Annotated in this window: 22 protein-coding genes; 15 read left to right on the top strand and 7 right to left on the bottom strand. The window is 62.4% G+C overall.

Going from position 1 to position 25,096, the window contains the following annotated elements; translation table 11 throughout:
* Nucleotides 1-13 precede the first annotated feature (13 nt).
* Both AC0L17_RS21895 and AC0L17_RS21890 read right to left on the bottom strand, forming a co-directional pair.
* On the bottom strand, nucleotides 14-913 hold the full coding sequence (locus AC0L17_RS21895; RefSeq protein ID WP_473508144.1) for a LysR family transcriptional regulator: 900 nt from the start codon (nucleotides 911-913) through the stop codon (nucleotides 14-16).
* Nucleotide 914: 1 nt separating this feature from the next.
* Nucleotides 915-2,114, bottom strand: a complete 1,200-nt coding sequence (locus AC0L17_RS21890) for an amidase (RefSeq protein WP_473517366.1) — start codon at nucleotides 2,112-2,114, stop codon at nucleotides 915-917.
* A gap of 543 nt (nucleotides 2,115-2,657) precedes the next feature.
* On the opposite strand from AC0L17_RS21890, the gene odc2 reads away from it, so the two are divergent.
* On the top strand, nucleotides 2,658-3,791 hold the full coding sequence (odc2, locus tag AC0L17_RS21885) for an ornithine/lysine decarboxylase (RefSeq protein ID WP_473517365.1): 1,134 nt from the start codon (nucleotides 2,658-2,660) through the stop codon (nucleotides 3,789-3,791).
* Between the two features lie 158 nt (nucleotides 3,792-3,949).
* Complete coding sequence (locus AC0L17_RS21880; RefSeq protein WP_473517364.1) at nucleotides 3,950-4,624, top strand: GNAT family N-acetyltransferase; 675 nt, start codon at nucleotides 3,950-3,952, stop codon at nucleotides 4,622-4,624.
* A gap of 62 nt (nucleotides 4,625-4,686) precedes the next feature.
* On the opposite strand, the gene AC0L17_RS21875 is transcribed toward AC0L17_RS21880, so the two are convergent.
* On the bottom strand, nucleotides 4,687-4,971 hold the full coding sequence (locus AC0L17_RS21875) for an SCP2 sterol-binding domain-containing protein (protein WP_473517363.1): 285 nt from the start codon (nucleotides 4,969-4,971) through the stop codon (nucleotides 4,687-4,689).
* 476 nt (nucleotides 4,972-5,447) lie between these two features.
* On the opposite strand from AC0L17_RS21875, the gene AC0L17_RS21870 reads away from it, so the two are divergent.
* Entirely contained in the window at nucleotides 5,448-6,560 is a 1,113-nt protein-coding gene (locus AC0L17_RS21870) for a TauD/TfdA family dioxygenase (RefSeq protein WP_473517362.1), read from the top strand.
* A 271-nt stretch (nucleotides 6,561-6,831) separates the two neighbouring features.
* Nucleotides 6,832-8,253 (top strand): coiled-coil domain-containing protein, encoded by a 1,422-nt coding sequence (locus AC0L17_RS21865; protein ID WP_473517361.1) that lies wholly within the window; start codon nucleotides 6,832-6,834, stop codon nucleotides 8,251-8,253.
* Nucleotides 8,254-8,446: 193 nt separating this feature from the next.
* Here the strand turns inward: AC0L17_RS21865 and AC0L17_RS21860 are convergent, their stop codons facing one another.
* Entirely contained in the window at nucleotides 8,447-9,313 is an 867-nt protein-coding gene (locus AC0L17_RS21860) for an alpha/beta fold hydrolase (protein ID WP_473517360.1), read from the bottom strand.
* Nucleotides 9,310-9,912: a TetR/AcrR family transcriptional regulator gene (locus tag AC0L17_RS21855; protein ID WP_091594828.1), complete on the bottom strand. Its 603-nt coding sequence runs from the start codon at nucleotides 9,910-9,912 to the stop codon at nucleotides 9,310-9,312. Before AC0L17_RS21855 ends, AC0L17_RS21860 begins: the two co-directional genes overlap by 4 nt.
* A 109-nt stretch (nucleotides 9,913-10,021) precedes the next feature.
* On the opposite strand from AC0L17_RS21855, the gene AC0L17_RS21850 reads away from it, so the two are divergent.
* Complete coding sequence (locus AC0L17_RS21850; RefSeq protein WP_473517359.1) at nucleotides 10,022-11,023, top strand: NADP-dependent oxidoreductase; 1,002 nt, start codon at nucleotides 10,022-10,024, stop codon at nucleotides 11,021-11,023.
* Nucleotides 11,024-11,097: 74 nt separating this feature from the next.
* On the opposite strand, the gene AC0L17_RS21845 is transcribed toward AC0L17_RS21850, so the two are convergent.
* Entirely contained in the window at nucleotides 11,098-12,741 is a 1,644-nt protein-coding gene (locus tag AC0L17_RS21845) for an MFS transporter (RefSeq protein ID WP_473517358.1), read from the bottom strand.
* Nucleotides 12,742-13,149: 408 nt separating this feature from the next.
* Here AC0L17_RS21845 and AC0L17_RS21840 point away from each other — a divergent pair, with 408 nt between their 5' ends.
* The 3 genes from AC0L17_RS21840 (at nucleotide 13,150) to AC0L17_RS21830 (ending at nucleotide 15,192) form a co-directional block, all read left to right on the top strand.
* Nucleotides 13,150-13,494 (top strand): ArsR/SmtB family transcription factor, encoded by a 345-nt coding sequence (locus AC0L17_RS21840; protein WP_473517357.1) that lies wholly within the window; start codon nucleotides 13,150-13,152, stop codon nucleotides 13,492-13,494.
* Nucleotides 13,491-14,417, top strand: coding sequence for an SRPBCC family protein (locus AC0L17_RS21835; protein ID WP_473517356.1), 927 nt, complete (start codon nucleotides 13,491-13,493; stop codon nucleotides 14,415-14,417). Before AC0L17_RS21840 ends, AC0L17_RS21835 begins: the two co-directional genes overlap by 4 nt.
* 226 nt (nucleotides 14,418-14,643) lie before the next feature.
* A complete protein-coding gene (locus tag AC0L17_RS21830) occupies nucleotides 14,644-15,192 on the top strand; it encodes a dihydrofolate reductase family protein (protein ID WP_473517355.1) in 549 nt (182 codons plus the stop codon).
* A 154-nt stretch (nucleotides 15,193-15,346) separates the two neighbouring features.
* Here the strand turns inward: AC0L17_RS21830 and AC0L17_RS21825 are convergent, their stop codons facing one another.
* Nucleotides 15,347-16,378, bottom strand: a complete 1,032-nt coding sequence (locus tag AC0L17_RS21825) for a histone deacetylase family protein (RefSeq protein WP_473517354.1) — start codon at nucleotides 16,376-16,378, stop codon at nucleotides 15,347-15,349.
* 141 nt (nucleotides 16,379-16,519) lie between these two features.
* Between AC0L17_RS21825 and AC0L17_RS21820 the strand changes: the two genes are divergently transcribed.
* The 7 genes from AC0L17_RS21820 to AC0L17_RS21790 all read left to right on the top strand — a co-directional run bounded on the left by AC0L17_RS21820 (nucleotide 16,520) and on the right by AC0L17_RS21790 (nucleotide 24,850).
* Nucleotides 16,520-18,187: an amidohydrolase gene (locus tag AC0L17_RS21820; RefSeq protein WP_473517353.1), complete on the top strand. Its 1,668-nt coding sequence runs from the start codon at nucleotides 16,520-16,522 to the stop codon at nucleotides 18,185-18,187.
* 144 nt (nucleotides 18,188-18,331) lie between these two features.
* Nucleotides 18,332-19,426: an ABC transporter ATP-binding protein gene (locus AC0L17_RS21815; protein WP_473517352.1), complete on the top strand. Its 1,095-nt coding sequence runs from the start codon at nucleotides 18,332-18,334 to the stop codon at nucleotides 19,424-19,426.
* The gene (locus AC0L17_RS21810) at nucleotides 19,426-20,346 is read left to right on the top strand and encodes an ABC transporter permease (protein WP_473517351.1); all 921 of its coding nucleotides are present in this window, start codon (nucleotides 19,426-19,428) and stop codon (nucleotides 20,344-20,346) included. The genes AC0L17_RS21815 and AC0L17_RS21810 overlap by 1 nt, the downstream gene beginning before the upstream one ends.
* Entirely contained in the window at nucleotides 20,339-21,142 is an 804-nt protein-coding gene (locus AC0L17_RS21805; protein ID WP_091594807.1) for an ABC transporter permease, read from the top strand. Before AC0L17_RS21810 ends, AC0L17_RS21805 begins: the two co-directional genes overlap by 8 nt.
* A 29-nt stretch (nucleotides 21,143-21,171) precedes the next feature.
* Nucleotides 21,172-22,206, top strand: a complete 1,035-nt coding sequence (locus AC0L17_RS21800) for an ABC transporter substrate-binding protein (RefSeq protein ID WP_473517350.1) — start codon at nucleotides 21,172-21,174, stop codon at nucleotides 22,204-22,206.
* 238 nt (nucleotides 22,207-22,444) lie between these two features.
* Entirely contained in the window at nucleotides 22,445-23,641 is a 1,197-nt protein-coding gene (locus AC0L17_RS21795; RefSeq protein WP_473517349.1) for a serine hydrolase domain-containing protein, read from the top strand.
* A gap of 27 nt (nucleotides 23,642-23,668) precedes the next feature.
* Nucleotides 23,669-24,850: a serine hydrolase domain-containing protein gene (locus tag AC0L17_RS21790; RefSeq protein ID WP_473517348.1), complete on the top strand. Its 1,182-nt coding sequence runs from the start codon at nucleotides 23,669-23,671 to the stop codon at nucleotides 24,848-24,850.
* Nucleotides 24,851-25,096 lie beyond the last annotated feature (246 nt).

Raw genomic sequence — 25,096 nt, 5'->3', positions numbered from 1 at the left:
GGCGGCCAAAAGCTCATGCATTGTCAATCGTCTTGAACCACTGCACCAGGAAATCGACAAAGACGCGAACTTTCGCAGGCAAATAGCGCCGGTGCGGATAGACGGCGAAAATGCCGCCACCCGGCAGGATGCGGTCATCCAGCACGGTCACCAGCCGGCCACTTTCGATATCGGGCGCTGCGATGAAATCCGGCAGGATGGAAAATCCCAATCCCGCCACGGCGGCCGCCCTTGCCGCCATCGGACTGTTGACCTCGATCGGACCGGAGACCGAAACGGTCACCGTGTCGCCGCTGTCGCCCTTGAACGGCCAGTTGGTCAGCCAGCGGCCATTGGTGTCGATGATGCAGGGCATGCGGCCAAGGTCCTGCGGCCGCGCCGGCATGCCGTGCCTGGCGATCAGCTCGGGCGATGCGCACAGCCGCACCGAGAACGGCGCCAGGCGCCTGGCAATCAGCGAGGAGCTTTCCAGCCGCGAAATGCGCACGGCGAGATCGAAGCCTTCCTCGACCAGATCGACGAAGCGGTCATCGAGATGAATGTCGAGCACGATGTCGGGATGCTGCTTGGCGAAGTCGATCAGCGATAGGCCGATCGGCGCGTCGGCAAAGGTGCGCGGCGCCGACAGCTTGATCCTGCCGCGCACGTCGCCGGAGGATTCGCGCACCGCATCGGCCAGGCTGTCGACCTCGCGGACGATCTCCGAGGCGCGGCGGTAATAGGTGTGGCCGGCCTCGGTCAGCGAGAACTGCCTGGTGGTGCGGTTGAGCAGCAGCGCGCCGAGCTCGTCCTCCAACTCGCGCACATATTTCGACAGCAGCGCCTTGGAGCGGCCGATCTTGCGCGCCGCTGCCGAAAATCCTTCGGCCTCGACGACGTCGATGAAGGCGCGCATGCGGGTCAGCGTATCCATGTTATGCGCTCCTTTGCTGGGCTGAAAGGATGCGCGCGGCAAGTGCCATCAGCTGCCGGTCGCTGTTTTTCGGTCCGAGCAGCGAGAGGCCGAACGGGGCGCCGTCAACCAGGCCCAGCGGCAGGGTGATCTGCGGAAAGCCGGACAGACCGGAAAGACACAACAGTCTCAGCGCGCGTTCGCGATAGGTCTGCAAATCGTCGAATGAGGCGGCCTTGAGCGGGGCGGCACCTGGAGCGGTCGGCAGCACAAGAACGCCGTCCTCGCCAAGCAGGTCGGCAAGCTCAAGACGAAACGAAACGCGACGTTCCGTTTCGAATTGCGCGGCTGCCGCGTCGATGGCTGCGCCATGCTCGAAGCGCTCCTTGACGCCGGGGCCGAGCATCCGATCGCCGCCGGCGATCCAGGCACCATGATTTTGCCACGCCTCGTACCCCTGCAATTTGCGGAAGCACCAATAGAGATCGTCGGTGGGATGCGACAGCGGGGCAACGGTGCGCGGTGCGCCCAGCACCGATGCGACAGCGCGGACCATGGCGCGATACTCGTTAGCTTCCTGCGGGCCGAGCACGAGCCCGTCCAGCGCATCCAGCGCGAGGGGGCGCTGCAATTCGTGGTTGTGCAGATCGTCGCCGAGCAGCACCGCGCCGACCTTGTCATAGGTGGCCATGTCCCTGGCGAACCAGCCGAACGTATCAAGTGAAGGGGCCAGCGGCATGGCGCCTTCGAGCGAGATGCGGCCATGCGTGGTCCTCAGGCCGATCAGCCCACAAAAGCTTGCCGGGGCGCGAATCGAGCCGCCGGTATCGGATCCGGCGGCGATGTCGGCCAGCCCGCCGGCGACCGCGGCGGCGGAACCGGAGGACGAGCCGCCGGTGACGCGATCAGGTGCTGCCGGATTGACCGGCGACGGGAAATGCGCGTTCAGCCCCATCAGCGAGAAGGCCAGTTCGTCGGTCTGCGTCTTGCCGACGAAGCGCGCGCCCGAATCAAGCAGCGCCTGGACGGCCGGCGCTGTCGCCGAGGCGGGTGAAGCGTCCTGGTATTTCTGCGGATTGCCGCAGCCGGTGCGGTAGCCGGCGACGTCGTAAATATCCTTGACGGCCAGCCGCAGGCCGGCAAGCGGGCCGGACTGCGCATTGGATACAGGTATACCATCGAGGTCGAGAAAAGCGTTCAGAGGGCCGCGAGTGCCTGCCATGCGTTCGATATCCGGATACAGTTGTTGCAACATTGTTCGACGCCAGGAATTTTACAACCTGGCGTACGATTTTTATTGATTGTGAAATCCATCGACCTTATATCGCGCTTGCCCAAAGTCGCACGTGCCTGTGGGTGTCCGCCGATCCTCAAAATGGTGAGGGATATCGGTAAGGTAACTGGAGCTAACCCCTCCAGTCGGTTTAGCGGCCAACCGCCAGACCGAGGACACCTTGAAGCAACGACGGTGCGGGCCTTTCTGGTGTTCTGCCGGTCGTCCAAAGACCGGGGTTACTGAAGAGGCACACCTTCATTGCCGGCAGTGCGGAACGGGTTCTCCCAATCCAAGCCAAGGCAGACAAAGCGAACCGAGGCCGGGCAAGGCCAAGGTTCACCGCCGCGAGACGGCGCTTCATGGTTCCGGGGTCTCCACCGGCTGGTTCCATGGATTGACGTCCCGCCTTTGTCCACCGCGTGTTCGCGAGGTCGATGACCCGTGTCCGCAGCCCTTGTGCGCGCCGAAAGGCGCTATGGAGAGACCCCGATGGCTACCCAGCGCATCCTTGACTTCCTCGCCACCCGACGTCCGAACGGCCCTTGCCTCGTCGTCGATCTCGATGTCGTGCGCGACAATTTCCGCGCCTTCGAGAAGGCGCTTCCCGATTCGAAAATCTACTATGCGGTGAAAGCAAATCCGGCGCCGGAAATCCTGCGCCTGCTTGCTGCGATGGGCTCGTCCTTCGACACCGCTTCCGTTGCCGAAGTCGAGATGGCGATGGACGCCGGCGCGCCGGCGAACCGCATCTCCTTCGGCAACACCATCAAGAAGGAGCGCGACATCCAGCGCGCCTATCAACTCGGCATCCGGCTGTTCGCGGTGGACTGCGTCGAGGAGGTCGAGAAGATCGCCCGCGTTGCACCCGGCGCCCGTGTGTTCTGCCGCGTGCTGACCGACGGCGAAGGCGCCGAATGGCCGCTGTCGCGCAAGTTCGGCTGCGTGCCGGCGATGGCGGTCGACGTGCTGCGCCACGCGAGGGCGCTCGGGCTGGACGCCTATGGCGTGTCGTTCCATGTCGGCTCGCAGCAGACCGACCTGACCGCCTGGGACCGCGCGCTCGGCGACGCCAAAAAGGTGTTCGCTACGCTCGCTGACGAAGGCATTGTGCTCAAGATGGTCAATATGGGCGGCGGTTTCCCGACCCGTTACCTCAGGGACGTGCCGGTGGCACAGGCCTATGGCCAGGCGATCTTCTCGGCGCTGCGCAAGCATTTCGGCAACGCGATTCCCGAAACCATCATCGAACCGGGCCGCGGCATGGTCGGCAATGCCGGCGTCATCAAGTCGGAAGTCGTGCTGATCTCGAAGAAGGCCGACAACGACAATGTCCGCTGGGTGTTCCTCGACATCGGCAAGTTCGGCGGGCTCGCCGAGACGATGGACGAGGCGATCCGCTACCCGATCGTCACCGCGCATGACGGCACCGAGACCGCGCCGTGCGTGCTCGCCGGCCCGACCTGCGATTCGGCCGACGTGATGTACGAGAAGACGCCGTATCCGCTGCCCCTGTCGCTGACCATCGGCGACGAGGTGCTGATCGAGGGCACCGGCGCCTACACGACGACCTACGCCTCGGTCGCCTTCAACGGCTTCGAGCCTCTCCGATCCTACGTGATCTGACGGCTCGCAAGAGCCGGTCAGATCATCCCGAGGTGGGCGCCTGTCGCCCGCCCGGGCTCGCCTGTGGAACAATCCGCTCGTGAAGGATCGCGGAAATGGAAATTGTGGATTTCATCGTTGATGGCGCCGCGCGCGGAATCTCCCCCCTTGAGGGGGAGATGGCCACGAAGTGGCCAGAGGGGGTCGTCTCGCGTGAAGCGCCGACGTCCTTCGCCCACGACAGGGTGTCGCGTCAGGACGTACCGACCCCCTCTGTCGCTTTTGGCGACATCTCCCCCTCGAGGGGGGAGATTGCCAGCGCTTTCGTCATCACCGCCGAAACCGCTGCCGACGCCCCGGCGCGCGAAGCCTTGCTCGACCGCGCCATGGGGCCGAAGCGCCGGAGAAAATCGTCGGAAAAGCTGCGGCGCGGCCGCCGGCCTTCGGAAGGCCTTGCCTTTGTCGCACGTGACGCGTTGGGCGCTGTCACCGGCACCGTGCGGCTGTGGGATGTCGTGCTGGGCGAGGGCGGTAGATCCGCCCTTCTGCTTGGCCCGCTCGCCGTCGATCCGACAATCAAGAATGCCGGCATCGGCTCGGCGCTGATGCGCCATGCAATCGCTGAAGCCGCGCGCCTCGGCCATGCGGCGATCCTGCTGGTCGGCGATGCGCCCTATTACGAGCGCTTCGGGTTCTCGGCCGATAAAACCGGCTCGCTGGCCATGCCGGGACCTTATGAGCGGCACCGCCTGCTGGCGCTGGAGCTGGTGGAAGGCGTGCTCGCCGGCGCACAGGGCACGCTGAAGGCGGCCGGGCGCAAGCTGAAGGCACAGCGGCTGTCGCTCGCTGCCTGACGGATCGGAAACAAGCCGCTGCCATCGGGCGGCGGCTTGTTTCCATCCAGGATTGGAATGGGTCAGCCGATCAACTGGCTCAGCGCCATGGCGACGCTCATGTCGCCTTCGACCTTTATCTTGCCGGACATGAACGCCATGGTCGGGTTGAGATCGCCTGATATCAGCGATTCCAGATCGTCGAGCGAAAGCTTTATCGTGCAGTCGGCCGGCGCGTCGGTGGTCGAGACTTGAGCGCCGTCGATGACGATGACGCCGTCGCCTCCGGTATCGAATTTGACGGAACGATCGAACCCGGCACTCGCCACGCGCGCGCTGATCTTGTCGGCAATTTCCTGAACGCCCATGGCCGTTCTCCTCGTCTCGTTGCGTTTGTCGCACCCCATTGCACTTCGGTCTGGGGCACTTCGGTCTGGGGCACTTTGATCCGGCCCGAAGTCGCCGTCTTGCGCATTTCGCGATCAAGGTCGCCGGCGCATATAGCTTCGGGTTGACGTTTACGTCAACGCGGTTCCCGATATGATGATGGGTTTTATCGCCGCAGTGAAGCTGGGTTGTCGGCGAGGGCAGCCCAGAGGGGGATGGCGGTCCCATTGCATTTAGCTGGACACCGCCGGCAAATGACCGCTACCATCGCTGTGTGCACCAGATTTCAGCTGGAGCCAGGTTTCACCTGGAGATCGAGTGCTCGAAGAACCGAACAGAAATCCCGGATCCCATCGTTATGGGAAGCCGAGCTTGTGGTGGCCACCACCTCTGGGTTGATGGCTTGCGGGCCCGATCCAATCTGAAGATTTAATTTCGTGTTCAGAGAGACACAATCATGAATACCATGCTTTCTGTGGAAGCCCGGGAGACCGAGCTTGCCGTGACGTTCTCGTCAGGCGAAACAGTCTGCTATCCCTGGCTTTGGCTAAAGGATAATGCGCCATCGGCGTTTCACCCACAGACCCAAGAACGAATATTCGACCTGACCAGCGTTGACGCCTCGCTCAGACCCCTCAACGTCCAGGACAGACGCGGCGCTGTGAGCATTGTCTGGCCGAACGTCCTGGCTGAGGAGGAAATCCCGGGCCATTTCTTTGAATCCTACCGCCCAGGCAGAAAGCGGGACGATCCGGCCGAGATCGCTCCGAAACTCTGGGACGGCTCGATCGATCTTGAAACCATACCGCGCTACTCTGCCGGGGGCCTTTTTCAAAGCGATGCCGATCTGCTTGCCTGGCTGAGGGCGACGGCTGCATACGGGCTCTCCATCGTCGAGGGGCTTGGCGATGATCCCGACGCCGGGCGGCGTGCGGCCGAGCGGGTAGGTTTCCTGCGCCAGACAAATTTCGGCACTATGTTCGAAGTCGTGTCGATGCCGAACCCGAACAACTTGGCCTACACCCCTGTCGCCTTGCCGTTACACACCGATCTCGCGAACCAGGAGGTGCCGCCCGGCTATCAATTCCTGCATTGTATCGCGAATGAAGCTGAGGGCGGTGGATCGGTCTTTGCCGACGGGTTTGCGGTTGTGGCCGCATTACAGGCGGAAGATCCGGAAGCATACCGTCTCTTGTGCGAGGTCGATATCCCCTATCGTTTTCACGACGAAAACTACGATCTGCGCGGTCGGTTTCCTGTGATCGTAACTCGACGCAGTGGAGACGTGACAGAGTTGCGGTTCAACGCCCATCTTGTCGATGTCATCGACCTTCCCTCCGAGATATGCACCCCCTTCTATGCGGCTTATCGCAAGCTGATGATGATGATCCGCAGCTCGCGTTTTCAAATAGCCTACCGCCTCAAGGCCGGCGAAATGGCGGTCTTCGATAATCGCCGGGTGCTTCACGGCCGCCAATCGTTCAACCCAAATACGGGGCTGAGACATCTGCGGGGATGCTATGTCGATCGGGGTGAGTTTCAGAGCCGCATTCGCGTCCTCTCCCGATAGCGGCACGACGATGATCGCTGACGTACGGTCAGTTGCTGTCGGTGCAAGGTCTCCGGCGGACGTTCCGACGGTGGTTGTTTGCCCGAAAGCCGGCGGCAATCAGGGCAGTTACAAGGTTTGCGTCATTCAAACAGACGAGGACAGTGGCCAAGCCTGTCCCTAGCGTGGGCTCGCCTCATGCGCCACCGCGCGATCAGGGGGAAGGGGTAACCCGTGTCCGGGAGGCGAGGATCGAGACCCCAGATGGCGTTACAGTAGGGGATGTTCAGTCATGAAAATCAGAAGTCTGATCAAGCGTGCCGAGACGGTGGACAGGGCATTCAAGGAACTCGAAGCCGATTTGGCGGATGCGTTCGATGAGTGTCTCAACCTGGACGACCAATCGCCGTTGGACAGCGTTCCGGATGAGAATCTCGCGGCAAGGAATGACAACTCTCAGCCCGAGGACGATGCCGACGCTCCCGAGATCGCACGGCGGCTGACCTCCCACACACAAACCCGCCTGGCTGCGCTCGATGCCGTTGAGGGGCTGTTTGACGATGCGCGCGAGTATCTGGAGGAGATCAACACGAAACTGTCGGAGATCGCGACCTCGCATCACCTGACAGGCGAATTCCTGAAGCTGCTTCACGGGGACATTCTTCGCGCCAACGAACTGGAACTGGCAAATGGCAGCCTGACCACGCAGCAAAGAGTGCTATCGGAGCAGTTCCACGATGCGACCAGAAAGCAGCGCGAGCGTGAAAGCGCCGTCGAGGCCCTGCAGCAACGCGAGATAAGCCTGGCCGAGGACAAGGAGGCACTTCGCAGTGCGCTTGCTGCAGCAAAGCTGGAACTCGTCGTGGCAGGCAATGCGAGCGCAGAACGCGAAGCGGAGTTCGGCGACCTCGTCAAAACGCTTTCGGCCAGAACGGCCGAGGCCAACCGATGCGCACGCGAGAACGAGATATTGCGGGAAAAGCATGTCAGCCTGTCGATCGATTTCGACAAGGCGCTGAAGCGGGAAGCTGAGGCGCGGCACCGGCTGGACGAGCTCTCGACGATTCATGCCAGTGACGCGGCGCGACTTTCGGAACTGCTGGCTGCGCTCGGCAAGAGTGAACAAGAGGAGATGCGGCTGCAGAAATCGCTCGATATAGCGCAAGCGAAGCTGTCGGAAATGACGGAAGCGGCCCGAATCATGGAAGGTGACAGGGAAGCCGAGCGTGCGCGTAGTTTCGCTGAGATCGGCGGCCTGCGTTCTGAAATTCGCAACCTCCAATCACGATTTGAAGTCGCCTCGAACGAGAACAATCAAGCCGCGAGCGAGATCGCCAATCTCAAGGCTCAATGGAGCGACGCTGTCGCCGAAAAGCAAATTGCGGAGGAAAGGTTGTCCGTCCTCAGGAAGGAGAACGAAAACGACAAGATGCACCTCTCGACCGTGAGCGCGAATTTTTCGCAGCTTTCCCTGCAGCAGGCATCCGAACAGATACAGCTCGATGTCCAGAGGCAGGAATGCGAGGATCTGCGAGCCGAAGTCGCGGTGCTCGACGCCCGGGTCAAGGAACTGTTGCCCTATGAGCGTCTCCACAAGGTCACAAACGCCAAACCGCATGAGAACGGCGTGGTCGAGATCACCGGTGTCGTGGCGGAGAAGTCCCGCGCCACAAGCAGGCGTCGCGTCCGTACGAGCCTGCGCGCCGCATCCTGACGCACGGGTGTCACTTGGCTTTACGGGAACAGACGGAAGGTCCGTTGTCGAAGCAACGCAGATTCGGCGAATTAGCTTGCGTGCGCTTCCTTCCTCAGGGCTTCCCCGATCTAGTGTACGGTGTTGCCCGTCAGGTTAGCGCATGGATCGAAGCGTCATTTGCCGACCAACTGGCCACACCGGCACGGCCGGATTAGGCCTCGAGGAAGTCCAGGGCCTTTTCCACGAAGGCGCCGTGATACTGGAAAATGGCCGTATGCCCGCCGTCCTCGTACAGGACCAGCTCGGCATTGGGGAAGCGTCGTGCCAGGTCGACGGAATTGCTGGTGGGCACCATTCTGTCGTGATCGCCATTCACCACGAGGACCGGGTGCCGGACACGCGATAGGTCGGCAGGGCGCTCAAGGCCAAAGGCACGGACTGCCTTGAGCTGCTGGCTGAAAGCGCCGAGGGCGATGGGCTTGTCGCGGTCATTGGTCCGTTCCTTCAAGCGCTGCAGAAACGCGCGCGCCGCCTTCTTGCCGTTGGGGCTTTGGGTGAAGAAGAGGTAGTTCTTTGGGTCCCTGATGGTCAGCGCGGCGCGGATCATGTCGAAGATGGTGACTGATGTCACCCTGTCGATGCCGGTACCACCGGCTGGGCCGGTTCCCGCGAGGATGATCTTGCGAACCAGATTAGGCTCCAGCTGAACAATCGCCTGGGCGATGAAGCCGCCAAGAGATAGGCCGAGCAGATCGACCTGCTCGAAGCCGAGGGTCCGGATGAAGGCGATCGCGTCGCGGGCCATCGCCTCCACCGTGTTGGGAGTGGACCCGCCTGATGCGCCAACACCACGGTTATCGAAGGTGATAACGTGCCGTTTTGCGGCAATGCCATCGACGACCCGGGGATCCCAATTGTCGAGTACCGCACTCAGATGAGTAAGGAAGATCACCGGTACCCCGGTTGTGGGCCCGAGCTCCCGGTAGGCGAATTTCATACCGCCGACGTCGACCGTTTTCGTCGGCACGTCCCTGTGTTTGACGATCGCGGCAGGTCGCGACAGCTGATGCACGTTCATGATGGTTTCCTTTCTTCCGGCTTGTCGTTGTCGCGGGGCTGGAGCAGCGCCTTCGCCGCTGCTGCGCCAGCCGCAAGGATGCGATCGGACAGTTCGGTCCCGTTCACCGCGCGCGATAGCTCAAGCGTGCCGATCAGGGTCGCGAAGACGCCGAACGCGACATCTTCGGGGTCGCGGGCGTCGGGTGTCAGTTCGGCCGCCACCGGGCGTACGAGCTTGAGCAGGTGCTCGGCGTAAACCTGGCGCGTCTCGACCGGCTCACGCGCAATTTCGGGCAACAGCGCGGCTGAAGCGCAACCGTGGCCTGGATTGTCTCGGTGTTCCGCCGACAGATACGCGTCGATGGCCATTGGCAGGCCACCGGCAGCCACCGCCTCCTGAATCTGGGTCGCCTGAACCTCCAGGGCCGCCGCCACGCTCTCACGCACGAGCGCCGCCTTGGATGGAAAATGCGGATAGAACGCGCCGTTGGTCAGTCCCGCCTCGCCCATGATGCCGGCGATACCTGATGCAGCGATGCCGTCGGAGCGAAACCGTTCGGTCGCCACATCCATGATCCGCTGCCGCGATGCGTCCTTCCTGCCCTTCTCGTAGCGCATGTTGCTTTCTCCTTCGATCAGCTATTGCATTATGAGCATAATATCAGTAAATGGGCGTAATGCAATAGGGGCGCGCGTCACTCCGGGTCCTCAATTTGGGAAAGCTGCCATGAAGGCCTTCATCATCGATCGATACGCAAAAAACGCTCCCCTGCGGATCGGAGACGTTCCGGAGCCGGAAGTCGGGGAGAAGGACGTGCTGGTGCAGATCCATGCCGCCAGTCTCAATCAGCTGGACTCCAAGATCAGGGACGGAGAATTCAAACTCATCCTGCCCTATCGCCGGCCTTTCGTTGCAGGCCATGACGTGGCCGGAACGGTCATTCGCGTCGGCTCGAAGGTCCGACAGTTCAAACCGGGCGACGAGGTCTATGCGCGAGTGCGCGACGGTCGGATCGGAGCGTTCGCCGAATACATCGCCATTGATGATGCGGACGTGGCCCTGAAGCCAAAGAACCTCAGCATGGAGGAGGCTGCGTCCATTCCCCTGGTGGGGCTGACCGCCTGGCAGGCGTTGGTTGAAAGGGCGAAGCTGAAGAAAGGACAGAAGGTCTTCATTCAGGCTGGTTCCGGTGGAGTGGGAACATTCGCCATCCAATTGGCAAAGCACCTCGGCGCGACGGTCGCCACGACAACAAGCGCCTCGAACATGGATATGGTCAGGAAGCTGGGCGCTGATGTCGTCATCGACTACAAGAAGGACGACTTCGAGAAAGTCCTTTCGGGCTACGATGTCGTCCTGAATAGCCAGGACAACAAGACGCTCGAAAAGTCCCTGCGTGTGTTGAAGCCAGGTGGCGTCGCCGTTTCGATCTCCGGTCCGCCCGATCCTGGGTTTGCCAGGGAGAAAGGGCTGAACTGGGTGCTGAACCTGGTCATGCGCGTTCTGAGCGCAGGCATCAGGAGGCGGGCGAAACGCGCAGGTGTCCGATACTCGTTCCTGTTCATGGCGGCCAATGGCGAGCAGTTGACAAAGATAACGTCGCTCATCGAAACGGGCGTCATCCGCCCGGTCTTAGATCGGGTCTTTCCGTTTGAGCAGACAAACGAGGCATTGGCATACATCGAGCAGGGCCGGGCCAAGGGCAAGGTTGTCATCAAGCTCAAATAGCTTCGCAGTGCTTCAGGCAACCACGTCCGCCTCTGGGCGCAACTTAAGGTTGTGGGGCGTTTGCGCGACATGCATTAATGCTCGATTGGTCCTTTCGGCATGACGATTGTCGTGCCGGCGGTTGTCGGACGCTCGATCATGCGGCGGACGCGCGGCGGCTCGTCGCCGCTGTGCAGCGCCCGCACGCGCTCGCCGACAACGGCGTCGGCGTGGGTGGCCCGCTTGTTGTGGCGGATGTATTCGAGCCATGTCGGCGTGTGATAGTGCTCGATCCATATTGCCGGATTTTCGAGATCGCGGGCCAGCGTCCAGTTGCGGGCGCCGTCACGGCGGCGGATGCGGCCACGCTCGGCCATGGTGGCCAGGAATTCCGGCACGTCCTCCTCGCGGATGATGTACTCGATCATGATGGCGATCGGCCCGCTGCGCAGTTTCAGGTCGAGTGCAAGATGCGGCTCCTTGAAACGGTTCAGCGGATCGAGGTTGAGCACCGCCTGCTGCGGCAAGGGCAGCAACAGGCCGATCGCGCCGCCCGCCAGCATCGCGACGGCGGCCGCGGTCAGCGCGAACTCGGCGCCATGCGCATCAGCGACGACGCCCCAAATCCAGCTGCCGAGGGCGATGCCGCCGAAAGTCGCCGTCTGATAGACCGAGAGCACCCGGCCGACCACCCAGCGCGGCGTAGACATCTGCACCGTGACGTTGAAATGCGCCAGCGCGACCACCCAGCAGGCGCCGCCGATGAGCAGCCCGAGCGACGTTTGCCAGGCCTGGTCGCTGACGGCGGCATTGAAGGCGCAGAGCGCAAAGCCGGCGAATGCCATGCGCACCATCGCCTCGCTCGACAGCATCTGCCTCAGCCGGACGCTGATCAGTGCGCCGCCGACGGCGCCGATGCCGAAAGCACCGAGCATGATGCCGTAGGTCAAGGCATCGCCCTTGACGACATCGCGCGCCACCAGCGGCAGCAGCGCCAGAACCGCGCCGGCGCTGAAGCCGAAGGCCGCACCCCTGACCAGCACCTTGCCGATATTGGGTGACATGGCGACGTAGCGCAGGCCAGCACCCATCGCTGCGCCCAGCGTCTCGCGCGGCAGTGTCGCGGCCGGCAGGTCCGGCTTCCAGCGGGCCAGCACGATGATCAGCCCGACATAGCTCAATGCATTGGCGGCAAAGGCCGCTGCAGTACCTGCGGCGGCGACGATGATGCCGCCAATCGCCGGGCCGACGCTGCGCGTCAGGTTGAAGCCCAGCGAGTTGAGCGCGACGGCGGCCGGCAGCTTGGCGCGCGGCACCATGTCGCCGACAGAAGCCTGCCATGACGGATTGTAAAGCGCCGTGCCGCTGTTGATCAGGAAGGCGAAGGCGAGCAGCGTCCACGGCGTCATCAAGCCTAGATAGGTGAACACGGTCAGCAGAACCGAGACGACCAGCATGAAGATCTGGGCAATCAGCATGACCTTGCGCCGGTTGAAGCTGTCGGCGATCGCCCCGGCAACGAGCGCAAACAGCATGATCGGCAAGGTGGTCGAGGCCTGGACCAGCGCAACCTGATAGGACGAGGTGGCGATCGTGGTCATCATCCAGGCGGCGCCGACGCCCTGGATCAAGCCACCGAAATTCGAAACCAGACTGGCGGACCATACGGCGCGGAAAATGCCGTGTCGGAACGGCGCCAGCGCCGAGACGCGTTCGCTGTCCGGCTCGTCGTCGATCATCGATGCTTCCCCGATTTCAAATGCTGCGTTCTTCCAGAATCGGTGCCCTCATGCCGTCCCCTAGAAGTAGAGCATGACCTCGCAAAGGGCGAACGCCTTTTCAAAGAAGATCATGGTCCAACAACAAGATAGCCGTGGCTGGGACAGGTCAGCGGCCATTCTTGCAGGCCGCGTGAAGCGCTTCGGTGAGGTGTCCGACCTTCCGTCCGGGAAGCGGACTGGCGGCTTCAGGATTTTGTCTTCGACTGCAGGCATCGGCCTGTGCGAGCATCGCTGTGAACGACTTTCTCCAGCAAGCCAGCAACAGAATCCGCCTGCTCCAAGAACTCGGCGCGTTGCGAAAAAATACTTAGCGACTTGACGAAGTTTTCGCTTGCGCCACCGGCAAATTGGGCGATAGTTAGCAACATGGCTAAGCATGATCTTGTTCTCTCGCTGCTCTTCCACGCGCTCGCTGATCCGACCCGCCGGTCGATCCTGACCCGGCTCGCCGAAACACCTGCGCGGGTAACGGATCTGGCTGGGCCCACGGGACTGCGGCTGCCCACGGTGATGCGGCACCTTTCCGTGCTGGAGGAGGCAGGGTTGATCACCACGTCCAAGGACGGGCGGATACGCACCTGCGCCATCGTACCCGAGGCTCTGGATCCAGCGCGAACATGGCTCGATGAACAGCGGGCCATCTGGGAAGCTCGGCTCGACCGGTTGGACGCATTTGTGATGAATGTGATGAAGAAGGAGCGCGCAGAATGACACAGAACCTCGCTACAAACAGTGCGACCCGTGCGGTGCCCGATGATAGGACGGGCCGTTTTGCGACGCTGACCTTCGAACGGGACGTGGCCGCGCCATTGGCCGTGCTGTGGGAGGCTTGGACGGCCCCAGCCGCGCGGGCGATCTGGGCTGCGCCATCGCCCTCGGTCACCGTGGAGTTTTTGGAGGCCGACACCAGGGTGGGTGGTCGCGAGATCTCGCTCTGCAAGGCAGAGGGCCAGCCGGACATCCGCTGCGAGTGCGGCTGGCTGGTGTTGCAGCCAGCGCTGTGCAGTGTGAACTACGAGGTGGTCTCGTGCGAAGGCGTGACGCAATCAGCAGCGCTGGTGACGGCAGATCTCTCAGGCACGCACGAGCGCAGTCGGCTGGTCGTGACGGTGCAACTTTCCTCGCTGGCCCAGGACATGGAAGCAGGCTACCGGGCGGGCTTCGGTGCCGGCCTGGACAACCTCGCGGGCGCGGCCGAACGAACCATGGTGCTGCAGCGGGTGATTCAGGCGCCGCCAACCGCCGTCTGGAACTCCTGGATGAACCCCGAGACGCTGCCGCAATGGTGGGGGCCGGAAGGTTTTTCCTGTCGAACCAAGAGGATCGACTTGCGAGCCGGCGGCGAGTGGGTATTCGACATGATCGCGCCTGACGGCACGGTTTTCCCGAACCACCATCTCTATAACGAGGTCCGGCCCGAGGAGAGGATCGGCTATACGCTGCATTGGGGCGAGAACGGGCCGAAACATGCCGACGCCTGGGCCTCGTTCGAGGATCAGGACGGGGCAACGAAGGTGACGCTGGGCATGGTATTCAGCACGACTGCCGAGTTCCAGGAGGCGAAGGGCTTCGGTGCCGTGGAACTGGGACTGCAAACTCTCGGCAAACTGGAACGCTTCGTCGCATCCCGCTGAAATGCTGCGATTTCCCGTCGGCCCGAATCAGGGCTTGTCGACGAGGTCTCCATGTCGCGCCCGACCTCATCGGCTACGGCATCCGCCGCTTCAGCCAGAACGGCATGGAGCCGGTCAGGTTGGAGAAGTCCGAGGGCTCGGGAAGCGGGGCAGATCACCAACATGCGCCTCCGCTTCACGGGATAGGCCGAGAATTCACAAAGGGATACACGAAGAGGAGGGTTCTATGAGAAAACTGATCATATGGGACATGGTGAGCGTCGACGGCTTTTTCGAAGGTCCTGACAGGGACATCAGCTGGTTCGTCTTCGAAGAAGAACTCGAGGACTACATTCGTAAGACCCAGGAAAAGGCCGACACGCTGATCTTCGGCCGCGTGACCTACGAGCTCATGGCGGCCTATTGGCCGTCCGAGCAAGGCTGGATCGCGGATTTCATGAACAAGATCGAGAAGGTGGTCTTCTCGCGCACGCTGAAAAGAGCCGACTGGAACAACACGAAGCTCTTCAACGGCAATGTCGCGGAAGAAGTCTCCAAGCTGAAGAGCAGGGACGGCGGAGACATCTTCGTGTTCGGCAGCGCCGACCTCACGGCGACCCTGATGGAGCACGGCCTGATCGACGAGTATCACCTCGGCATCAACCCCGTCATTCTCGGGAGCGGCACGCCGCTCTTCAAGGGCGGCCCGAGCCGGACACCCCTGAAGCATCTCGAGACCAAGACGCTCAAGTCAGGTGTTGTCATCCTCCATTACGCGCCGGAGAGCAGACAATGACGATCGATCCGCTGTTTCCCGTCAACCACTTGTCGAATTGGGAGGGCCCGGGGAAGCGACGCGTTCCAGAGGATCGGCGGCCAAGTGGCGTAGCTGCCATCACCGCTGCGCTCTCTCGGGTCTAACGCCTGGGCAGCCCTTTGGGCGACATGCATCACCGATCTTCGAATCCGGTCAGCACGCCGACCGCGTTGATGCCGATTTCCTCGACGGCATAGCCGCCTTCCATGACGAACAGCGTCGGCAGGCCGAGCTTGGCGATGCGAAGGCCAATCCTGGGATAGTCGGCGCTTTTCAGCTTGAACTTGCTGATCGGGTCCTTCTCGAACGTGTCGACGCCGAGCGAAACGACGACGATCTCGGGGGCGTAAGCTGCAAGTTTTGCGCAGGCGTCCTCCAGCGAAGCATTCCAGGCATCCCATGTGGTGCCGAACGGCATGGGGTAGTTGACATTGAAGCCTTCGCCGGCGCCGGCGCCGCGCTCGTCGGCATGGCCAAGGAAGAACGGATATTCGGTCATCGGGTCGCCATGCAGGTTCAGCACCTGCACGTCGCCGCGGCTGTAGAAGATCTCCTGCGTTCCGTTGCCGTGATGGTAATCGACATCGAGGATCGAGACTCGCCTGGCGCCCTGGTCGCGGAACCATTGCGCGGCAACCGCGGCGTTGTTGATGTAGCAATAGCCGCCCATGAAGGCAGCGCCGGCGTGATGGCCGGGCGGGCGGCAGAGCGCGAAGGCTGATCTCTCGCCTCCCTTGACCAGGGCGGCTGCGGTCAGCGCCACATCGTAGGACGACTTGATCGCCTCCCAGGTGCCTTTGACGAAGCCGGCGCCGCCGTCGAAGGAGTAAAAGCCAAGCAGCGCATCGATGGTTTGCGGGCGCACATCGCCGCGCAGGCCGCGCGTCGGCCAGGTGAAGGGGAGGGCCGTGCCAGTCCGTCCCGACGCTTCCCAGAGCGGCCATACGGTCGGCAGGAAATCGATGTAGTCGCTGGTATGCACCTGCTTGGCGGCTGCGAGGTCATGACTCTCGGGCGGCAACACGGGGCCGAGTTTTTCGCTCTCCACCCTCGCCTTGATGAACTCGGCGCGCGACGGCTTCTCGAAGGCCGGCACGATGGCGCCGGCGATCAATTCGACATTGCCGGAATGGCCGGCATGGAGGGGCGAAAAAACAGTCTTCATGAAATTGTTCCGTGGTGAGATGCGGCGACCCTAGCCGTCTTGCACTGCCTTTCACAAGGCGCTGGGCCAACCAGCCATGGCTTGCTGGCACGGCAGCTACTCGTCTAGCCTGTCGGTAGCGCAACCGAACCGCGGGTAATCATGAGTTCAAATGCCGACTTGATCGTCATCAATGCCCGTGTGCTGACCATGGACGAAGGCCATCCGACGGCCGAGGCGGTGGCGATAAAGGACGGCAACATCCTCGCGGTTGGGGATCGCCGGACGATTGAGGCGCTGAGAGGGCCGGCCACGAAGATTATCGATGCGCAAGGCGGGTCGATGGTGCCGGGCTTTATCGAAGCGCATATGCATCTTTTCGGCGGCGCGGCCGAACTCGACAATCTGCACCTTCAGGGCGTGCATGGCTTCGATGCACTGAGCGACGCGATCCGCGCCTATGCGGCGGCACGGCCGAACGCCAAATTGCTGCTTGGGGCCGGCGTCGACTACACCGTCCTTTCCAAGGAAGAGCCGGTCACCCGCCATCATCTCGACCGCATCATCGCCGACCGGCCGTTCGCCATGTCGGCTTCCGATCATCACACGATGTGGGCCAACACCAAGGCGCTGGAGTTGGCTGGCGTCCTGCACGGCAAGCAACTCGGTCCCGGCAACGAGATCGTCATGGGAGCGGATGGCGTGGCGGCGGGCGAATTGCGCGAGGGGGAGGCGTTCGGGCCAATCCTCGAGCTTTCGGGACAGAACCGAGTGCGGCTCGGCATTGCGACAGGTGGAGAGCCCGAGCCGTACCCTTCCGCCGCCGAAGTCGCGGCCGATCGTGACCTGATGCATCGCGGGTTGGAATGGTGCGCCCGCCACGGCATCACCTCGATCCAGAATATGGACGGCAATCTTTACCAGCTCGAGCTGCTAGCCGGGCTGGAACAGGAAGGGCGACTGCTCTGCCGCACCAAGATACCTTTTCATTTCAAGAACTTCATGACGCTCGACAGGCTGGAAAAGGCATCGAGCATGGCCAACTCCTACCAATCGGAATGGCTGTCGTCCGGCATGGTCAAGATGTTTTACGACGGCGTGCTGGAAGGCTGGACCGCGGTTATGGTCGACGACTATGCCGACCGGCCGGGCTGGCGGGGTGAGCCGCTGTTTACGCCGGAGCATCTCGCCGAGGTGGCGGTGGAGGCCGACCGGCGCGGGCTGCAGGTCGCCGTGCATTCGATCGGCGACGGCGCGGTGCGCGCGGTCCTCGATGGTTATGAGGCGGCGCGGGGGAAGAACGGCAGGCGCGACAGCCGGCACCGGGTCGAGCATATCGAGGTGGTCACTGCCGCCGACATACCGCGCTTCGCAGAGCTTGGCGTCATCGCCTCGATGCAGCCGCCGCACCCGCCCGGCGCCATGGACTTCCCGCTGGAGCCGACGCTTTCGCGCATCGGCCGCGAAAGATGGCCGCTGAGCTATGCCTGGCGGACGCTGAAGCAGGCGGGCGCGCATGTCGTCTTCGCTTCCGACTGGCCGGTGTCGCCGATCGATCCGATCCTGGGCATTCAGGCGGCGGTGCTGCGCAAACCTTGGGCAGAGGGCGATCCCGACCAGAGCTTTTCGCTGCATGAATCACTAGCGGGCTACACGGTGGAAGGCGCCTATGCCGAGTTCATGGAGCACCGCAAGGGCCGCCTCAAGCCAGGCTTTATGGCCGATCTGGTGGTGCTCTCAGCCGACATCGAGACGACCGCGCCGGAAGCGCTGCATACGGTGCGGCCGGTGACGACGATCTGCGGCGGCAAGATCACCTACCAGGCCTGACGGTGGCACGGGAATTGCGTCCTAAATCGACGTTCAGATGTATGATCGACATTCAGATGTGTGCTTGCCAAGCCATGCGCCGTGTGCTGACAATCGAGTGGGAACTGGATCCGCCAGAAGAGCGGACACAAGAATGGGGTAATCGTGCCGGAACAACCGGGTAGAAGTGCAATTGAAGTTCGTGGCGTCCGCAAGGTATTCGGTAGCGGAGAGTCACAGGTCGCCGCCCTCGACACGGTTTCGGTGTCGATCCGCGAAAATGAATTCTTCACGCTGCTTGGTCCGTCCGGCTGCGGGAAGACGACCCTTCTAAGGCTGATCGCCGGCTTCGACTTCCCGAGCGCCGGCGAGATCTTGCTGCACGGCCAGGACATCGCGCCGCTGCCGCCGTTCAAGCGGCCGGTCAATACCGTGTTCCAGAACTATGCGCTGTTCCCGCATATGACGGTGGCCGAGAACATCGGCTTCGGCCTCGAAATGCTCGGCAAGCCCAAGGCCGAAGTCAGGGCGCGGGTCGCCGAGATGCTGAAGCTGGTCAAGATGGAGGCGCTCAGCAACCGTCGCACCAGCCAGATTTCCGGCGGCCAGCAGCAGCGCGTGGCGCTGGCGCGGGCACTGGCGCCGCAGCCGAAAGTGCTGCTGCTCGACGAGCCGCTGTCGGCGCTCGACTTCAAGCTGCGCAAGGAGATGCAGATCGAGCTGAAGCGACTGCAGCACCAGACCGGCATCACCTTCATCTTCGTCACCCACGACCAGGAAGAAGCGCTGACCATGTCGGACCGCATCGCGGTGATGTCGTCGGGCAAGATCCTGCAGGTCGGCACGCCCTGGGATATCTATGACAAGCCGGCGGAGCGCTTCGTCGCCGACTTTATCGGCGAAACCAATTTCCTGACGGCGGCCATATCAGGCATGGGCAACGGCAAGGCACGCGCAACGCTCAAATCCGGCGCGACCATAGACGCGACCGTGGCGGAAGGCTTCCAGCCAAAGGACAATGCCACCGTGGTGGTCAGGCCCGAACATGCCAAGCTGACCAGCGGCAAGGGCGACCTGTCGGGCACGGTGGAAAACATCGTCTATTTCGGCACCGACACGCACATCCATGTTCGCCTCGACAGCAGCGAGAGCTTCACCGTGCGCCAGCAGAACACGCGCAGCGCTGGCTGCGGTTTCGAGCGGGGCGACAAGGTCGGCATTTCGATCGGCAACGACGCCGCGCAAGTGCTGAGGGATTGATGGCGAGCGCGGGACAAGTCGCTGAGGAGGCCGAGCGCCGAGAGATCCGCGATCGCTGGCTGCTGTCGGCGCCGGCGCTGATCATCATCTTTCTCGCCGCGAGCGGACCGCTGCTGATCGTCGTGATCTATTCCTTCCTGACGCCGGGACCGTATGGCGACGTGGTGTGGAAATTTTCTACCGACGGCTGGCTGTCGGTGTTGATGCAGCGTGACATCTTCGACGACACTCTGGCCTTCGCAGATGCGCATTTGTCGATCTTCTGGCGTTCGATAAGCCTGTCGTTCTACACCACCGTGCTGACGTTGTTCTTCGGCTTCCCCACAGCCTATTTCATCGCCACGCGACCGCCGAAGACGCGCGAGGTCTGGGTTTTCCTCGTCACCATTCCGTTCTGGACGAATCTCCTGATCCGCACCTTCGCCATGCAGCAGGTGATCCGCAACGAAGGGCTGGTCAACACGGCGCTGATGGCGCTCGGCATCATCAAGCAACCGCTGCAGATCATGAATACCGACGCCGCCATTTTGTTCGGCATGATCTATATCTACCTGCCTCTGATGGTGCTGCCGATCTACGCCTCGATGGAGAAGCTCGACTTCCGGCTGGTCGAGGCCGGATATGACCTCTACGCCGGTCGCTGGCAGGTTCTGCGCCGCATCATCTTCCCGTTGATCAAGCCCGGCGTCATAGCCGGCTCGATACTGGTCTTCATTCCCTCGCTTGGCGCCTATGTCATTCCGCGGGTGCTGGGCGGCGGCAAGAACATGATGCTCGGCAACCTGATCGAACTGCAGTTCGGCGCGGGCCGTAACTGGCCGCTTGGCGCGGCCATCTCAATTACGCTCATGGTGCTGGTGATGATCGCGCTCCTGTTCTACGTGCGCAACGCATCCGGGTCGCAGGGCGCCCATGGCTAAGCGTCCGTTCGACATCCAGGCGCAACCCGGCTTCGGGTTCATGGCGCTTCTGACCTTCTTCGCGCTCTATCTGCCGATCGCGGCGCTCGTCACCTATTCGTTCAACACGGCGGATTCGCTTTCGCGCTGGGATGGCGTCTCACTGCGCTGGTTTATTTCGGCCTGGCACAATTCGGCCGTGCAGGACGCCTCCGTCCGCTCGCTCGTGCTGGCGGTCTCGGCCGCCGCGCTGTCGACGATCGCCGCCACCATGGCTGCGCTGGCCACGACCCGCACGCGGCCCTATCCCGGCCTTACCTTCAAATACGCCTTCATCAACCAGCCGCTGATGGTGCCGGAGATAGTCACCGGCGTCGCGCTCCTGATCGTGTTCTCGCGCATCAAGGTCTGGACCGGTTACTCAGGACTCGGTTACCTGATCGCCGCGCACACCGCCTTCTGCATCCCGTTCGCTTACCTGCCGATCCGGGCGCGGCTGGAGAGCATGGACCTGACGCTGGAGCGCGCAGCCGCTGACCTATACGCCACGCCCTGGAAAGCCTTCCGTTTCGTGACGCTGCCGCTCTTGAGGCCGGCCATCATCGCGGGCTTCATGCTCGCCTTCGTCATTTCGCTCGACGATGTGGTCATCACCGAATTCGTCAAGTCCGGCGGCCAGGATACGCTGCCCACCTACATGCTCGGCCAGTTGCGGCGCGAAACGAGCCCAGAAATCAATGCGATCGCCACGGTATTCCTGGCGCTGTCAGTGGTGCTCGTAACCGCGTTCTACTTCGTCAATCGGCGCAAGCCATGACCAACGATTGCCAAACGGGAGAAATAGCAATGAAATGGAAGACCACGGCTGCCACGGCGCTATTCGCAATGCTTGCCTTTGCGGGCAGCGCGTATGCGGAAGGCGAACTCAACATCTTTAATTGGGGCGACTACACCAGCTCCGAGATGATCAAGAAGTTCGAGGATACCTATAAGGTCAAGGTGACGATCACCGACTACGACTCCAACGACACCGCGCTAGCAAAGGTACGCGCCGGTGGTCATGGCTTCGACATTGTGGTGCCGTCGGCCAACTACGTGCCGATCTGGGTGAAGGAAGGGCTTCTGCTTGAGGCCCGGCCCGACCAGATGGAGAACTTCAAGAATGTCGACGAGCGCTGGGTGAACGTTCCCTGGGATCCGGGCCGTCATTATACGGTTCCGTGGCAGTGGGGCGTGACCGGTATCGGCGTCAACACAAAGGTCTATGACGGCGACATCAACACCTCGGCCATCTTCCTCGATCCGCCGAAGGAACTGGTTGGCAAGATCAATGTCGCGCCGGAAATGAACGACGTGCTGTTCGCCACCATCAAGTATCTGGGCGGCGACTGGTGCACGGACGACAAGGAACTGCTCAAGAAAGTGCGCGACAAGCTGGTGGAGGCCAAGCCGAAGTGGCTGGCCATGGATTATAGCGTGACCGAGAAGCTACCGGCCGGCGACTATTCGGCCGTCTACTACTGGAACGGCGCCATCATGCGCTCGCGCATCAAGAACCCCGACATCAAGTTCGGCTACCCGAAGGAGGGCTTCCCCTTTTTCATGGACAGTGTTGCCATCCTCAAGGATGCCAAGAATGTCGACAACGCCAAGCTGTTCATGAACTTCATCATGGATCCCGAGAACGCCGCCATGATCTCCGCCTTCGCCAAATATGCCAATGGCATCAAGGGCTCGAAGACATTCATGCCAGCCGACATGAAGGATGCGCCCGAACTGGTGGTACCGCCAGAACTGGAGAAAGCGGGCGAGTTCCTCACCCCTTGCTCGCCCGATGTGCAGCAACTCTACACGCGCATCTGGACGGACGTTCAGAAATAGCGGCACTCCGCCTTTTTCCGCGCGAGCGGGAAGAAGGCGGGTCAAGGGCGGGATGAGGGGTAGCGCTGAATTCGCAGCGTTCGCGCCGCCCCTCATCTGGCCTGCCGGCACTGCCCTTCGCCATGGCGTCGGGCGTTCGTCACTCGAAAGGCCCATTCGGGGGCTTTTTCGTCCGCTGTGCAGACCGCTCCTCATCCAAGTGAACCGAAGAGCGGCATGCGGCGGCAGGGAAATTCTCATGCAGTCTTACCGCAACTCCGATCCGCGGCCGCCGATCATGCAGGGCTCACCGCCCAAGATGGTGCCGCCGAAGCTCGACTGGGATAGGGGACCCTGGAACCGGTGGGCGTTCCAGCACATCCGCGAAATCCTGCCGACGGTCGAAGTCTGGCGCGGCAATGGCCATCGCCGCCGGCTCGAGCGCGCCGACGTCGATCTCGACGCGCTGCCGGTGGGCGGCAGCACGGGGCAGCCTTCGACGCTGGCCGGGCTGCTGGACGAAACCTATACGGATGGGTTCCTCGTGCTCAAGGATGGCAAGATCGCCTATGAGCGCTATTGCAACGGCATGACCGAGCGCACGCTGCATTTGTCGCAGTCGATGGCCAAGTCGGTCACGGGCTCGGTGTTCGGCATACTCGCCGGGCGCGGCCTGATCGATCCCGCCATGCCGGTGACGACCTATCTGCCGGAGCTGGAAACTACCGGCTGGGCCGGCGCCAGCGTGCAGCATGTGCTCGACATGACGTCCGGCGTGCGTTTTTCCGAGGAATACACCGACCGCTATTCCGATATCGGTCAGGTCGATGTCGCCAGCGGCTGGAAACCGGTGCCGCCGGACAGCGACCCGGCCTTCGAGTGGCCATCGCATATGTTCGAATTGATCCTGCGGCTCAAGAAGACAAGCCGGCCGCATGGCGCCGCGTTCGAATATCGTTCGATAGAGACCGACGTGCTCGCCTTCATCATGGAACGGGTGACCGGCAAGCGGCTGGCGCAACTGGTTTCGGAAGAACTCTGGCAAAAGCTCGGCGCGGATGAAAGCGCCTGCTTCACCGTCGACAGTGCCGGCTACGCCATCGCCGATGGCGGCTTCAACGCCACGCTGCGCGACTATGGCCGTTTCGGCCAGCTGATCCTCGACAATGGCGGCGGCGTCGTGCCGGCCGACTGGATCGAGGCGACGCGCACCGGCAGGCATGGACCGGACTTCAATCCCAGCCTGCCGCAAGGCAGCTACCGCAACCAGTTCTGGATCGAGGACCCGCGTTCGCGCGCGCTGATGTGCCGGGGCGTGTTCGGGCAGCTGATCCATATCGACTGGAACACGAGAATGGTTGTGGTGAAGCTTTCGAGCTACCCGGATTTCACCGACATCGCCTATTCGGTGGCGACGCTGAAAGCCGTCCACGCGATCGCCGCCGCGCTGGCCTGATTTCCAAAAAAATCGGAAGGAAATGCCATGACCGGCAAGACGGCGTTTGAGACCAGATATGGCTTTGCCCGCAACGAGGTGCTGCTCGGCAACTGGCGCGAAAACCCGTTCAGCCGGTGGTCGTTCCAGAATGTCGGCGAGTTGGTGCCGAGCGCACGCGTCGCTGCAGCTTCAAGCAGCAGAGAGGCGCCGGCACAGGATATTGACGGGCTGCTTGGCGAAATGGTCGCGCTGACCAGAGGCGCGGAGACCGTTGCGACCTTTCTCACGCGCTCCGACACCGACGCGCTGACGATCACGAAAGCCGGCAAATTCGTCGGCGACTGGTTCGCACCGCATATGGAGTTCGGCGCGCGCCACATCATCTTCTCGATCAGCAAGTCGCTGACCGCCATTCTGGCCGGCATATTGGAAGGCGAGGGCGTTTTCGATCCGCAGGCGCCGGTGACCCGCTATCTGCCGGAAGCTGCCGGCTCGGCCTATGGCGATGCCAGCGTGCGGCATGTGCTCGACATGAGCGTCAGCCTCGACTTCGAAGAAGCCTATCTCGATCCGGAAAGCGCCTTTGCCCGCTATCGCCGCGCGACGCTGTGGAATCCGGGCGGCGGCATGGAAAGCCTGGCCGACTTCATCCTGACGCTGCAGCGCCTTGACGAGCCGCATGGCCGGACGTTCCGCTACCGCTCGCCCAATTCCGACCTGCTCGGCATCCTGCTCGAGCGCGCGTCCGGCCAGCGCTTCGCCGAGTTGATGCACGAGAAATTGTGGCTGCCGCTTGGTGCAATGAGCGAAGCCTCGGTGACAGTCGATATGGCCGGCACTGCGCGCGCGGCCGGCGGCATTTCGGTGACGCCGCGCGATCTGGCCCGGGTCGGCGAGATGATGCGGCAGGGCGGCATCGCCCATGGCCGCCGCATCGTGCCGGAAGCCTGGGTGCGCGACACTGTCAGCACAGGCGGAGACACGGACGCCTGGCAGCGTGGCGCGATGGCGTTCCTCTTCCCGCAAGGCCGCTACCGCAACAAATGGTACCAGACCGGCGCGGCCAGCGGCGCTTTTTGCGGTATCGGCATCCACGGCCAGTGGCTCTACGTCGATCCCAAGGCGGAGGTGGTTATCGCCAAGATGTCGTCGCAGCCTGAGCCGGTCGACGAGCCGCTCAGTGTCGATATGGTCACCTTCTTCGATGCGCTGAGCCGGATGGTCTAGCGGGGCAATCGCATCCGACTGGCAATGTCAGCGCTGCCCCTCATCCGCCTGCCAGCCCCCTTCTCCCCGTATAGTGACGGGGAGAAGGGGGCTGGCCGTACCGCGGCGCTATTTTTTGCAACGCTGGTCGTTGGCGAAACCCTTTGCGAAGGCGTCTTTCTCCCCGTCACTATACCTATCGGATTCACACATCGAGCGTGGCTCCGTACTTGATGGCTTGGAACTCTGCGAGGCCGATGCGCATCA

It is taken from the genome of Mesorhizobium sp. WSM4829 (genome assembly GCF_055811475.1).
The sequence above is the reverse complement of the archived record's forward strand: the minus strand, read 5'-3'. Positions and strand labels throughout refer to the sequence as shown.